Source organism: Acinetobacter sp. BWR-L5 (assembly GCF_039655985.1).
GTDB classification, from domain to species: Bacteria; Pseudomonadota; Gammaproteobacteria; order Pseudomonadales; family Moraxellaceae; genus Acinetobacter; species Acinetobacter johnsonii.
Window position 1 is genome coordinate 309451 of record NZ_JAGFEV010000001.1, and the last position, 14005, is coordinate 323455.

Consider the following 14005-nt stretch of genomic DNA (forward strand, 5'->3'; position numbering starts at 1 on the left):
AAATTTCAAAATAAACGCATTTTACTGAGGGGATTTGAATTTCTCAGGTGACATATAAGGTGAACAACAAAATTTCATCTTATATTGGGGATAACCATATGTCATTCAATCGCTATCATGTACTTGCATTTTCGGTCATAGCAAGCATGCATCAAACTACATTTGCTAAAACGTCTACCTATAATCTTGAAGCAGCTCCCCTTTCCCAAACAGTTGCGCAAATTGCTCGTCAAAATGGTGTTAGTCTAAGTGCTGACCCTGAATTATTAAAAGGTAAATCAGCACATGCCATTCAGGGCAACTACGATATAGATACTGCTTTCAATCTAGCTTTGGCAGAAAGTGGGTTAATGCTGCTTAAAAATTCCGATGGAAGTGTTTACAGTCTAAAAGTATTAGAGCAACAACAAAAGTCATCAATCCGAGATGCAGAACAGTTTAAAAAAAATGATGTCACCACTACAAATTCATCTAATAATATAACGCAATTGCCTGCCATCAAAGCAAATGCGGATTCAAGTACCACTGAAGGTACAGGTTCTTATACGACAGGAAAAATGCGTACCGCAACCAAACTCAATTTATCTATCAGAGAAACACCTCAATCAGTAACGGTCATCAGCAATCAGCTCATAGAAGATAAAAAAATAGATGATTTCGATACGCTAATGAAAAATGTGACAGGTGTAGGAGCCGATAAAGGAGTTCAAGATAATAGAGCTTATTATACGCTAAGAGGATTTGATTTGGATTACTATCAAATGGATGGTATTCCAATGCCTACAAGTATTTATGCTATGAATAATTATAATATGGATAAATTTGACCGCGTCGAAATCGTAAAAGGTGCAAATGGACTTACAAATGGTGCAGGAAATCCAGCTGGTGCGGTAAATCTGGTGAGAAAACATGCAGATTCAAAAGTATTAACAGGAAGTGTAGATGCCAGTGCTGGCAGTTGGGATACCTATAAAATCAAAGCAGACCTATCAACCCCACTGAATGCAGATGGAAGTGTAAGAGGACGATTAGTCACCAGTCATAAAGAAACAGATACTTTTAAAGACAGAGTACATGATGAAAATGATTTGGTTTATGCTGTTATAGATGCAGATATTAGCGATAATACAACGATATCAGCAGGTGCAAGCTATGAAAAAGAGAAAATAGATGGCGATTCTTCAAACTTACCTGCTTTTTATAGTGATGGCACAAAAACAAATTTTTCTAGATCAAAAAATTATTCATCAGATTGGTCATATTGGAATTCTGAAATATATTCATACTTTGTAGGTGTTAAGCAATATCTCGCATATGATATTTTATTAAATGCAATTTATAGCCATAACGATATAAAAAATAATAACCATTATGGGTATATAGACGTATGGACAGGAAGTTTAAAGAAAGATGGTACAGGTTTGAAGTATCAAGATTTTGGAAACAACATTCAAGACATACAAGAAGATAATTTTGATATTTATAGCTCGATTCCTTTCAATCTTTTTAATAAAGAACATGAAATCATTGCAGGATTTCAATATAATCGACAAAAAATTGACACTCAAATAAAAACAATTGGAACACCTCATACTATTAATAACTTTTTCACTGAAAACGGAAGTGATGTGCCTTTATCAGACACCCCAAATTCAAAACCAAAATATGAAGACATAGATGCAAAACAAACAGCATTTTATATGACTGGTAAATTTGAAGTTATTGATTATTTGAAAATTATTTTGGGTGGAAGGCTTACAAACTATCAATATGATGTATGGAACAAAAATGATGGCTATTCAAATTATGACTTTAATAATCAATTTACACCTTTCATCGGCTTAACTTATGATATCAATAAAAACCATTCTGTTTATGCAAGCTATACCGACATTTTTAAACCACAAAATGCAAGAGATAAAGACAATAAACTCTTAGATCCTATTTTAGGAAAAAACTTTGAAGTTGGTGTTAAAGGTGAATATTTTAATCAAAGGCTAAATGCAGGAATCACCTTATTCAAAATAGAGCAAGATAATTACGCTGAAAACACTTGGGAGAAAAACCCTGTAGGAAATTATATCTACGAAGCTAAAGATGGTGTGACGTCAAAGGGATTGGAGTTAGAAGTAACTGGAAAACTTACCGACCACTGGGATTTAAGTGCAGGATTTGTAAATTTTGAAATAAAACAAGATGGAGAGAAAATTAATACAAAAGCTCCAAGAAAAAATATCAACATCTTTACTAAATATAGTATCAATGATTTTAGCTTTGGAGCAGGTGTAAACTGGAAAAGTGATGGCTATAAAGGCTCAGGAGCTAAAAAAGTAACACAAGATGCTTATGCAACTGTTGATATAATGGCTTCGTATGAATTTTCTAAAAATTTAACTGGGCAGTTAAATATCAATAATTTATTCGATAAAAAATATTACTCTGGCTATTCAGCTTATGAATATACTTATGCCGAACCTGTTAATGGGATACTTAGCTTAAAATATAAATTTTAAACTTGGTTACGTGTGTGATTCGTAGACATCATTTAATATAATCGATGTCTATGAACAGAGAAATTCAACAAAGACTTGCATGGGTTAAATTATTTGAAGAGACCAATGATGCAAGCTTAATTTGTCGGAGATCTGGCATTAGACCAACGTTACGTAAGTGGTGGAAAAGATATTCTGAGCAAGGTGTTGATGGATTAAATTGTACTAGCTCGGACCTGAGCTGACAGTTTCCAGTTTTTAGTGTGCCTGTCAGCTTAAATTTGAGCTAGTACAATTTAACCTAACCAGTCAAGGTGAAAACTTTATCCATCAAATAAAATCTGATGATTAGAATATACGAAAAAGTCCTCACTTAGAGGGCTTTTTCTTCAGGCTACGCCTCTCTCAATCGCTCGATATCAATTGGTAGGCCATCCACTGTCGCACTTTACCGACATATTAAAAGAATCTTTACCACTCTTTAAATCGAAATACATTTTACAAATGTGATTGGGAATTAAATTAGTGAATATTAAATACTTATAAAACTTGTTATTATTGTAAATAATTATTATTTCCTTTAAAAAAATGAATCAAAAACTCCGCTGGATTATTCTTTTTGTAAGTTTAGCTTTTTTATATGGAATTGCTTACTTTATCTTTATCAATACTTCTACAGGCAAGCCTATTTTTGGAGTGATACCCGAAGTTTTGGCATATATAGTTCCTGCATACTTTATTACAAGCATTCTCATCGAAGTTCTGCTTAATGATATACCTAATAAAAATGTAAAATTAATGCTTGGTAAAGCACTAATACTTTTGCTTTCTTTTTTGGCCTTTACAGTAATTTATTGGCTATTTTACAAACATATCATTATTGCTAATGAGTTAAAAAACTCATTTATAGGAAAAAATTCACATTTCATTTTTATTTGGCTGATGATCTTTTTTGGTATCAAATTTGCCAACAAATTGAATTTTAAATAAATCATATGAGACTGCTATGAATCAATCATCCACAAATACTCAGAATAACCCATTAATTAAATCTTGGTTTGGATTTTTTTTAGGGTTAATAGCTGTTGGACTTAGTATTAATGGACTATCTGAGTCTTTTACATTATCTAGAGTTCTAAGCACTTTAGGATTTTTATTTTTTTGGTATCCATGGACTCAAATTACCTGGAATCAATCAATAAAAGATCTGATTCAAGTTAATAGTCAATCTATAAGTAAATCATGTCTTTACTTAGGATTAATTGCCTTAATATTGTTCTTAAGCTCTGTATTTGTACGTTTACTATAAAGACATCCAATATTCATTTCTCATAATTGAACTTATTCGAAACTGCCCTCACACGGGAGCTTTTTCAATTCACACACTGAACACATACAGTGACATGCACTTTTGTCGAAATCAAATGAGCTGTGCAGCCTGAAAGCAGAATGCATAACATGAATGCTTTAGTCATGATAGAAACAAAGCTTTTTCTTTAGCGCGACGATTTACAAGCCCTTGCATACGTTTACCACCAGCATTCACCCATACATCGAACTGATCTACTACACTTTAAGACACTATATGCTCAACAGTAATAGTTACTTTTCATAAGTATTGCCTAATAAAAGCGCTCCACAGTCGTCTATGGAGTTCAGCCTTAACCATTTGTGCTGTATCTGATATCAGTTAGATGAAATAAATTTTAGATATTTCAAATATAGATGTAACAGAATATACACACACTCAAAATTTATCGTACAAAAAACTTTGTGCAATAAAGCCCAAAACATCTAAAGAAAATGCCTATCAACTTAACTGACGTGCATTATCTATTTGGAGGATTCTTTATTGTCTGATGCTTTATTTATAAGTGGTTGTGGTGCTTTGAATTCACGAATTATTGAAAAAAAGGGTGAGACTAGCAAACGGATATGAGCTGAATCTGAATACGGTATATATATTATAAAACAGCCACAAGACCCCATCATAAACAAACTTTAAATTGAGAGGATTGTCAGACAATATTACCAAGACCAAGTATGGGTGACAGCAGCTGAGGTCAATCTCTTTATTAAATTTATTATAAGTGGTTGATTTATGTTTATTTTAAAAAATTCAAGGCGATTTCATGTTAAAGATCTACTTTCTGGAATCGTAGTCTTTTTAGTCGCTTTGCCGTTGTGTTTAGGAATAGCACTCGCCTCTGGAGCACCTATAATTTCAGGGATTATTGCTGGGATTGTTGGAGGCATTGTTGTTGGATTCTTAAGTGGTTCACATATTAGCGTTGCAGGGCCAGCAGCAGGGCTGACAGCGGTTATTCTAGTTCAATTAGATCAGTTAAGCGGCAGTTATGCCGCTTTTTTATTGTGCATTATTTTTGCAGGTTGTTTACAAATTATCTTTGGGCTTTTTAAGTTGGGCTTTTTTGCCAATTTCATTCCAAATAATGTGATTCTAGGACTACTTGCTGCAATTGGAGTCATTTTAATTATGACGCAGTTGCCTTATTTATTGGGTATATCTGCTTTCTCATGGGAGAAAATTTTAACTGAAACACCGCAGTCCATTTTTTCGAAAATAGATTCAGGTGCTGCTTTAATTGGTCTGTTAAGTGTGGCTTTACTTTTAGTTTGGGATAATAGCCCATTAAAAAAGTTAACATTACCATCAGCATTGGTTACTGTTGTCGCAGCATCTTTAATTAATTTTATTTTAGTTAAGATCCAATCTCCTTGGGCAATTCAACCAGATAATTTAATTCAATTACCAAGCTTACTTGAATCTCATCAAGATGTTTTAATTTTTCCAGATTTTAGCTATCTTACAGAACCTTTAATTTATACAGGTGCAATTACATTAGCTGTAGTCGCGTCAATTGAGACTCTACTTAATTTGGAGGCTGCAGATAAATTAGATCCGCTAAAACGCTCATCATCACCGAATAGAGAGTTATGGGCTCAAGGAACAGGAAATATCGTTTCTGGTCTTATTGGTGGAATGCCTATTACGTCTGTGATCGTGCGTAGTTCAGTCAATGCCAATTCAGGTGCAAAAAGTAAATGTTCAGCCATTTTTCACGGTATTTTATTATTAATTGCGATTTTGTTTTTTGTACCACTAATGAACATGATTCCTTTGTCTGCATTAGCGGCAATTTTAGTGTTGACAGGATTTAAACTCAGCCATCCAAAACTATTTAAGCAATTATATTCAAAAGGATGGAAGCAATTTGCACCTTTCTTAATCACTTTAATTGCTATTTTAGTAACCGATTTATTAATCGGAATCATGATTGGATTGTTCATTAGTATTGGCTTTATCTTATATGGCAATTTACATAAAGGTGTTCGTGTCTATAAAGAAAAACACTTACATGGTCTGGTGACACGAATAGAGTTACCCTCACAAGTCACTTTTTTAAATAGATCGTCTTTAATCACGGCTTTAGAGCATGTACATCAACATGAGCAATTGATTATTGATGCGACCCAATCCGATTCAATCGATCCTGATATTTATCAAGTGATTCAAGATTATCAAAATGAAACAGCACAAAAACGTAAAATTGACTTAAAACTTATCGGCTTTAAAAATCATTATCATGAGATAGATGATGCTGTTTTAGATATTGATGTGAGTACCCGTGAGTTACAACGTAAATTCACACCCGATCAAGTTTTAAATATTTTAAAAGAAGGGAATGCAAGATTTGTTTCAAATGATCGTTTACAACGAGATATTTATCGCCAAATTCGAGTGACTGCAGATCAAGGTCAGCATCCACTGGCAGCAGTGTTGGGATGTATGGATTCTAGGGCACCCACTGAAATGGTTTTTGATGTGGGTATTGGTGATTTATTTAGTCTGCGAATTGCGGGGAATATCGCAGGAGAGAAAGTATTAGGCTCTTTAGAATTTGCTTGTAAAAGTAAAGGATCCAAATTAATTGTAGTATTAGGACATACAGACTGTGGTGCAGTCACTTCAGCATGCCAGGTGTATGAGCAGAATTTAGATATTACTCAAGTCAAAGAAACGCCGCATGTACAATATTTTTTAAAACCGATCATGATGGCCGCTGATACAGTTAAAAAAGAACAGTTAAGTTGTTCGCTTAATCGAAGCTTTATTGATGCTGTCACAGTTTTAAATGTGCAAAATAATATTGCTTATATTGTGAAAAATAGTCCTGTGCTCAGAGAAATGATTGAAGCTGAAGAAATTGGGATTATTGGCGCAATTTATGATGTACACACAGGCAAAGTCAATTTTATATAAATCGAGTTTGTAACGTGGACCATTGAAAAAAAACCTCCTAATCAGGTAATGCCAATCAGCTTAACTGATTGGTATTTTCTTTAAAGATTTTGTAGGTTTAGTTTTTACAACTCTCGGAAATTGTCTTTGCAATTTTCAGGAGCTTTGTTGCACAAACCTATCGCTAAGGACTTATTCCACAATATAATTTTCACATGAATAAGCCTAAACCTAAAATTTACCGTACTCTCAATTGATCTACATATAACCGAGCGCTCATTAATCGTGGAAATCTTGCCATTTGGTTTGATCCAAAAACTCAGTGACACACGCAAGCAAATGGTAAACAAGGTCGAAATCAAACTTATTCTGATGAAGTTATCCAATGCTGCTTAATAATTAAATCCCTATTCCGCCTGTCTTTATATATGGTCACTGGCTTTGTTCAAAGCATTATTAAACTGGGTAGTCTAGATTGGGCAGCTCCAGATTACACGACGCTTTGTAGAAGACAAAAGCATATTGATATTGCTATTAGTTATCAAAAAAGCAGTGGTGGATTACATTTACTCGTAGACTCAACTGGTCTGAAGTTTTTAGGTGAAGGTAAATGGAAACGTAAGAAACATCAGCCTGAATATCGTCGCCAATGGCGTAAATTACGCATTGGTATAGATGCTAAAACCATGCAAATACGTGCTATAAGCTTACAACCAATAATGTGAGTGATTCACAAGTACTTGGTGATTTATTCGATCAGATTCCACAAGATGAGCAGATTGACTCCGTTTACACCGATGGTGCTTATGACACCCAAAAATGCCATTAGGTCATTGCAGATCGGCAAGCACATGCAGTAATTCCACCCAGAAAAAATGCGAAAGCTTGGAAAAATATAAAGATCAGCTCGCTAGCGCGAAATGAATTACTTCGAACAGTTAAACGTTTAGGCAGGACACTATGGAAAAAATGGTCAGGCTATCATCGCCGAAGTTTGGTCGAAACCAAGATGCATTGCATAAAGTTATTAGGCGATAAACTCAGTGCAAGAAACTTTCAAAGCCAAGACAATGAAATTCATGCACGTGTAGCAGTCCTCAACAGATTTACAGAATTAGGCAGACCTCATACCTAAGTTGTAACCTAAATTTTAGCAACTTATGAAAACTCTACCTTCAAAGGCTTTATGCAACAAAGCCAATCAGTTCTGAAAAATCTATTGGGGGTAATACCTATTTTTTAGTAAATACATGTATGTTGTTGGGGCTTTCTTTTGATTATCAGGAGAAAAAGCATAATCAGGTATTATCCCTGCAACCTCAAAGCCAATTGAGCGATAGAGTGTCTCGGCGTCACTTCCTGTGGTGGTATCAAGAGTAATCAGCGTTTTACCCAATTTAATAGAATTATTTATAAGATGATTCATTAGAGCTCTGGCTACTCCCATACGTCGAGCATCAGGATGAACAATTAATTTTGCGACCTCCGAGCGATGGGGCTGATTAGGGGGCATTGACGTGATTAGCTGTACCGTTCCTACTAGTTTTCCAGCAACCTTTGCACCGTAGAGGATACGTTCCCCACTAATGATTCCATCAAGAACTGGTCCTGACCAGAATGCTGTGGCAGCATCATAAGAAAATGGCGACATAAAGCTTATGGATGCTCCTGAGTTCACACTATCTGCTAATATGATGGATAGTTCTGTTAGTTCACTCATGATGCTTTCTTTATTAAATTCAATAATTGCTATACTCATCTTGGAGTTTCCTGTACGAGATGTACTATAAATTAAATGATGAAAAGCTCATGAAGTATCCACCCTATTATTTCAGATGATTGATTCAGAAGCTATTAAGGACTGGCTTTTTAATTTACATAAATAAATATATTAATCAATGAGTTATTTTATGAAAAATCTATTTCTAACATCATCGTTTTCAGACGTATATCTAGACTTTAAAAATAGTATTAAAGATTCGCTTGTCGGGAAAACAGTAACATTCATTCCAACTGCAAGTAAGGTAGAGGATATTACATTTTATGTTGATGAGGATCGATTGGCTTTTGAAAAGTTAGGAATGTTAGTTGAAGTTTTAGACATTGATCAAGAAAGCTATGAAATAATAGAAAAAACACTCAATAAGAATGACTACATTTTCGTTTCTGGAGGAAATACTTTTTTCCTATTACAGGAACTCAAGAAATCTCAAACAGATAAAATTATTTCAAAATTGATAAACCAAGGAAAACCTTATATCGGTAGTTCAGCAGGTTCTATAATATTGGCACCAGATATCGAATACATAAAGAATATGGATGACGCATCGAAAGCGCCAGAATTAACCAGCACGAATGCACTGGCTGTTACTAATTTTTCGGTATTACCTCATTTTAAAGAAGAACCTTTTTCAGATATAACACAAGAAATTTTTAGTCATTTTTATCAAAAAACAGTTTTAGTTCCTCTCACCAATAGACAGTTTATTTGTATCAATTAAAATCTAATAGACATCATAAATTTATAAAAATAGCCCTCAACATGAGGGCTTGGTTCAAACTATAGGGATTTATAACGCTTTTTCTTTACTCTTATTGAGTAGCTGTGAACTGTCAAGGGTATTTTTTGATTGGACTGGAGCATAGAGGTCAATAATTGCATAAGAACCATGACAATGCAGTAAGCATAATCATGATCCTATATAAAATACTGATACTTATAAGAAAACATAAAGTGGTTCGTATACACTTTACAATGCTAATTTTAGAATATCTTAAATGATCCCAAGATTCGCTAATGTTTTATAAGTAATTTCATTACGGATAGAACCTGCCATATTTTTTTTCATTTCTAAATTTAATGAAAATGAAATTATCTTCCCTGTAGGCTGTTCCACCCAACCAGTTAACCAACCTACTTGAGGTTTAACGTCCATCCCCCAACCACTTTTGGCATAAATTTTACTTCCATTAATTTCTTTAATTAGAAGCATATTTTTAACTGTTTCTTGTGTCTCTATTTTGAATGGTAATTTGTTATGTGCAAGATCATCAGCAAATTTAACCTCTTGTATAGGTGAAATCTTCAAAGGACCAACTAACCAAAAATTATCGACTTGAGTTCCAATATTAGCATTACCAAAATTAACCCGTTTTACTTCTTTCTGCATTAAATCTAAACCAATACGACTTGCAAGCTCTTGATATACAGGAACTGCAGATAATTTCATTGCCTCCCCTAGGTTCATATCTTTTTCCCAAATTGAGAAAGCTTTTTTGTTACCATCCCACTTAAACATCTCATCTGTGGTTACTTTATTATTCTCTAATCCAATTAAAGCATTCAAAATTTTAAATGTTGATGCTGGAACATATTGTGTATGTGCTCGTGTTAAACTATTTCCATACATAGCAACGTGTTCATTATCCTTAATAACAATTACACCTTGAGTTTGGGCCTCATCAAAGTAACCTTTGATAGCCTCTTTATTTTTTTCATTTGAAACCAATGAAACATTTTGAAATGTAGTTTGAACTGATGAGCATGCAGTCAAAGACAATAAAATTGAAATACTAAGTAAAGGGAGTACAAATTTTTTCATTACAGGATCGTAAAATAATTGAGTTCTTGAATATTATAAGATAATAATTTCATAAAATTAAAAAATTTACCCATTTAAAACAATAATTAAATCTATATTCGAGCTCCTGCAAAAGCCAAAAAATGATCATTTATTGGCAGTGGAACGAGTGTTAAAAATCACTTCTCTAGTTTTAATCTTGAAAGTATTGACATCTATTTCTATCCTAAAACTTAATGCTATACTTAGCCAAAAGGTAGATATGGATAAAAATCAATCTAATCCTTACAACACAACAATTTAATGCTGTATTAATAGTTTAATACTTATTTAGCCTATTCTAAGGTAAGGTTACAGTCTTTTTTTAAATTCCATTCATTTTATTTTCTTTAAATTGAACAGAGCCAGAACTTTCCACTACCTGTAAAATATAAAAAACCTTACTCACATTACATGTTCATTATATGTTCAGTTAAACTAATTTTGGATTTTTTTTATATTATGTTTTCAAGAAATTTTATATATCACAAAGTTTCAATTATTTTAATAAAGTATTAAACAACATAAATATACAATTTTCTTAATATTTTTTCATTTAGCTAGATGCAAAAAAAATGAATGCTCAGGATGCATATGAATAAGCAAGTTATATATTTTAGTAAAAATCATCGATTTAAATTTATAAGAATAAAGCATTTTATATAAGTAATTCTAATTATCTATAATCAAAAAAAATATAATTTATTTACTTTTTAAATCCATAATCCCCTTTCTGAGTTAACTATAATGGCTGTCTCTTTTAAATGATAAACTAAAGATATGAAAATTTTAGATGGCGGCTTTGGACGTGAACTTGCTCGCAGAGGTGCTCCCTTTCGACAACCTGAATGGTCAGCACTTGCTTTAACTGAAGCACCTGAAATTGTTAAAGAGGTTCATTTAGATTTTATCCGCGCTGGTGCGGAAGTCATTACAACAAACAATTATGCTGTCGTTCCATTTCATATCGGTCAAGAACGCTTTGATGCTGAAGTAAAAGATTTGGTAAATATTGCTGTTATGCAGGCCAAAACAGCTGTTGAAGAAAGCAGAAAAAAGGTTTTAATTGCAGGATGTCTCCCTCCTTTATTTGGTTCATATCGTGCTGATTTATTTAAGGAAAATGAAGCAGAAAAACTTGTAAAACCCATCATAGAAACGCTAGCACCACATGTGGATTTCTGGTTAGCTGAAACACAATCTTGCTTAAAGGAAGTTGAAACTGTTCACGCTTTATTACCTAAAGATCAACGTGATTTCTGGGTTTCATTTACCTTACAAGATGAAGTTCAACTTGAACAGCCACGATTAAGATCAGGTGAAAGTATTCAACAAGCTGCCGACACGATTACACGCCTAGGAGCCAAAGCTGTACTTTTTAACTGTTGCCAGCCTGAAGTCATTCTCCAAGCAATCGTTGCGATTAAACCCTTATTACCAAATGGTGTCGAAATTGGTGCTTATGCGAATGCTTTTCCTCCACAAAATAGTGAAGCAACTGCAAATGATGGTTTAGATGAAGTTCGTGCCGATTTAAATCCAGCATTGTATTTAAAATTTGCTCAGGAGTGGCAAGAAGCTGGAGCAACGCTATTGGGTGGCTGTTGTGGTATCGGTCCAGAACATATTGCAGAACTTTCAAAATTTTTTAAATAGTAAATAATTTTCATGTCGACATCTAAAATTGGCTTACTGTCCTTAACAGCCCTTGTTTTTAGCTCAATGGTTGGTTCTGGCGTGTTTAGTTTGCCTCAAAATATGGCATTAGTTGCCAATGGACAAGCTTTAATTATTGCTTGGCTCATTACGGGCATTGGAATCCTGTTTCTTGCATTTGCACTGCTCTATCTAACTCGGCAACGACCAGATTTAGATGGCGGAATTTATAATTATGCACGTGAGGGTTTCGGTGAGCTCATCGGTTTTTGCTCCGCATGGGGCTATTGGTTGTGTACGACTATTGGCATTGTTGGCTATGTTGTTATTGCATTCTCTGGCGTAGGTATGTTTACCGACAGCCCCCAGCATGTCTATTTTGGTGAAGGTAACACGATCTATGCACTTATTGGTTCTTCAGTATTTGTATGGTTAGTTCATTGGTTAGTTAGCAGAGGAATTAAAGAAGCTTCCGTAGTCAATTTAATTGCAACCATCGCTAAAACAGTTCCTATTTTAATATTCATCGTCTTCACATATATTGCATTTAAGCTAGATTTATTCACATCCAATTATTTTGATTTTTCTTTACAGATGCCCGTATGGGAACAAGTCAGAAATCTGATGCTAATTACATTGTGGGTTTTTACAGGTATTGAAGGTGCTGTTGTTTTATCTTCTCGCGCCAAAAACAGAAATGACATTGGTCGTGCTACTGTATTTGGAGTATTACTCGCATTAAGTTTCTATGTATTGGTCACGGTATTGTCCTATGGTGTGGCAAATCGTGCGGACATAGCCAATATGCATAACCCATCAATGGCCACTATTTTAGAGCAATTGATTGGGCTGCCTGGGACTATTATTATTACCTTAGGATTGATAATTTCAGTCAGTTCGTCATATCTAAGTTGGACACTTTTTGCCACAGAAATTCCCTTTCTTGCAGCAAAAAATAAAGCCTTCCCACAGGTCTTTTTAAAAACGAATCAAAATAATGTACCAATTGCATCATTATGGTTAACATCAATAGTTGTACAAATTGCACTAATTTCTGTTTATTTTTTCAATAAAAACTATACGCAGTTATTACTAATTTCTTCTGTGATGATTTTACTTCCCTACTTTTTAGTCTCAGCTTTTTATTTGAAAGAGTCGTGGAAAAATAGGCGAACGAAACATATCTTGATCGCAATAGTGGCTGTAATTTATGCAGCTTGGCTACTTTATGCTGCTGGGATTTCTTTGCTCTTACTTTCAATGTGTTTATATATCATTGGTCTCTCAATATTTTTCTACAGTAGATATACAAATCAAAGACTGACTAATCGTAAACCTACTTAAAAATAATAGGATCTGGACTGTTCTAAAAGAATAGATGATATTTGTCTAGGATATTAGTAGCAGTCCACAATTTACATAGGAATTTTATCAAATAACATTTGGGTAGAAACCATTATCCTTAATCTCTTAAAAATTTTTTAAACTATTCTACATTCAGTGGTTCTGGGCGAGTCCACATCCATACCTGCACTAAAATCATAAACAAAATAGCCACTGCAACCGCATACGTATGTGGTACTTTCCATACCATCATGATCGCACCAAAACTCATTCCTAATAGAGATATTACCTTTACCCTTCTAGTAATCGATCGATGTTCATGCCAGTTTCGTATAATCGGACCAATATATCGATTACCATACATCCATGCATGTAATCTTTCGGAACCTTTAGCAGCAAAAAAACTCGCTAACAAATAAAAATCCACCGTCGGTAAGCCTGGAACCACTACCCCGATCGTACCTATAATAATGCACAACCATGCCAATATAATACATGTCCAACGTACCCAAAATGAATTGGATATTTTTACTTTTTTATTGATAGTTTGTTCATGATCAAGCTCCATCCAGACTATATTTCCTCTATCTGTGATTTAAGATTAAAAGCGGAGCATGCTATTTTCAACA

At 34.0% G+C, this 14005-nt stretch carries 10 protein-coding genes and 3 pseudogenes; 9 read left to right on the forward strand and 4 right to left on the reverse strand.

Annotated features, from left to right (window positions below):
* Positions 1–98 precede the first annotated feature (98 nt).
* The 4 genes and pseudogenes from JZ787_RS01565 to JZ787_RS01580 all read left to right on the forward strand — a co-directional run bounded on the left by JZ787_RS01565 (position 99) and on the right by JZ787_RS01580 (position 3801).
* Entirely contained in the window at positions 99–2513 is a 2415-nt protein-coding gene (locus JZ787_RS01565; RefSeq protein ID WP_346311485.1) for a TonB-dependent siderophore receptor, read from the forward strand.
* A gap of 50 nt (positions 2514–2563) precedes the next feature.
* Positions 2564–2710: pseudogene (locus tag JZ787_RS01570) on the forward strand (IS481 family transposase); the annotation flags it as partial.
* Positions 2711–3080: 370 nt separating this feature from the next.
* A complete protein-coding gene (locus tag JZ787_RS01575; protein ID WP_234965610.1) occupies positions 3081–3482 on the forward strand; it encodes a hypothetical protein in 402 nt (133 codons plus the stop codon).
* 16 nt (positions 3483–3498) lie between these two features.
* A complete protein-coding gene (locus JZ787_RS01580) occupies positions 3499–3801 on the forward strand; it encodes a hypothetical protein (RefSeq protein ID WP_234965609.1) in 303 nt (100 codons plus the stop codon).
* 162 nt (positions 3802–3963) lie between these two features.
* On the opposite strand, the pseudogene JZ787_RS01585 reads toward JZ787_RS01580, so the two are convergent.
* Positions 3964–4056: pseudogene (locus JZ787_RS01585) on the reverse strand (lysozyme); the annotation flags it as partial.
* A 537-nt stretch (positions 4057–4593) separates the two neighbouring features.
* On the opposite strand from JZ787_RS01585, the gene JZ787_RS01590 reads away from it, so the two are divergent.
* Positions 4594–6777: a SulP family inorganic anion transporter gene (locus JZ787_RS01590; RefSeq protein WP_234965608.1), complete on the forward strand. Its 2184-nt coding sequence runs from the start codon at positions 4594–4596 to the stop codon at positions 6775–6777.
* 194 nt (positions 6778–6971) lie between these two features.
* A pseudogene (locus JZ787_RS01595) lies at positions 6972–7891 on the forward strand (IS5 family transposase).
* An 81-nt stretch (positions 7892–7972) separates the two neighbouring features.
* Here JZ787_RS01595 and JZ787_RS01600 read toward each other — a convergent pair.
* The gene (locus tag JZ787_RS01600; protein ID WP_234965607.1) at positions 7973–8515 is read right to left on the reverse strand and encodes a GNAT family N-acetyltransferase; all 543 of its coding nucleotides are present in this window, start codon (positions 8513–8515) and stop codon (positions 7973–7975) included.
* Positions 8516–8666: 151 nt separating this feature from the next.
* On the opposite strand from JZ787_RS01600, the gene JZ787_RS01605 reads away from it, so the two are divergent.
* Complete coding sequence (locus tag JZ787_RS01605) at positions 8667–9257, forward strand: Type 1 glutamine amidotransferase-like domain-containing protein (protein ID WP_234965606.1); 591 nt, start codon at positions 8667–8669, stop codon at positions 9255–9257.
* 273 nt (positions 9258–9530) lie between these two features.
* On the opposite strand, the gene JZ787_RS01610 is transcribed toward JZ787_RS01605, so the two are convergent.
* On the reverse strand, positions 9531–10358 hold the full coding sequence (locus tag JZ787_RS01610) for a class D beta-lactamase OXA-1006 (RefSeq protein ID WP_231869629.1): 828 nt from the start codon (positions 10356–10358) through the stop codon (positions 9531–9533).
* Between the two features lie 798 nt (positions 10359–11156).
* Here JZ787_RS01610 and JZ787_RS01615 point away from each other — a divergent pair.
* Together JZ787_RS01615 and JZ787_RS01620 are read left to right on the forward strand one after the other, a co-directional pair.
* Positions 11157–12032, forward strand: coding sequence for a homocysteine S-methyltransferase family protein (locus tag JZ787_RS01615; protein WP_234965605.1), 876 nt, complete (start codon positions 11157–11159; stop codon positions 12030–12032).
* A 12-nt stretch (positions 12033–12044) separates the two neighbouring features.
* On the forward strand, positions 12045–13376 hold the full coding sequence (locus JZ787_RS01620; RefSeq protein ID WP_234965604.1) for a basic amino acid/polyamine antiporter: 1332 nt from the start codon (positions 12045–12047) through the stop codon (positions 13374–13376).
* Positions 13377–13518: 142 nt separating this feature from the next.
* Here JZ787_RS01620 and JZ787_RS01625 read toward each other — a convergent pair whose 3' ends face one another.
* Positions 13519–13944, reverse strand: coding sequence for a YbaN family protein (locus JZ787_RS01625; protein ID WP_234965603.1), 426 nt, complete (start codon positions 13942–13944; stop codon positions 13519–13521).
* Positions 13945–14005 lie beyond the last annotated feature (61 nt).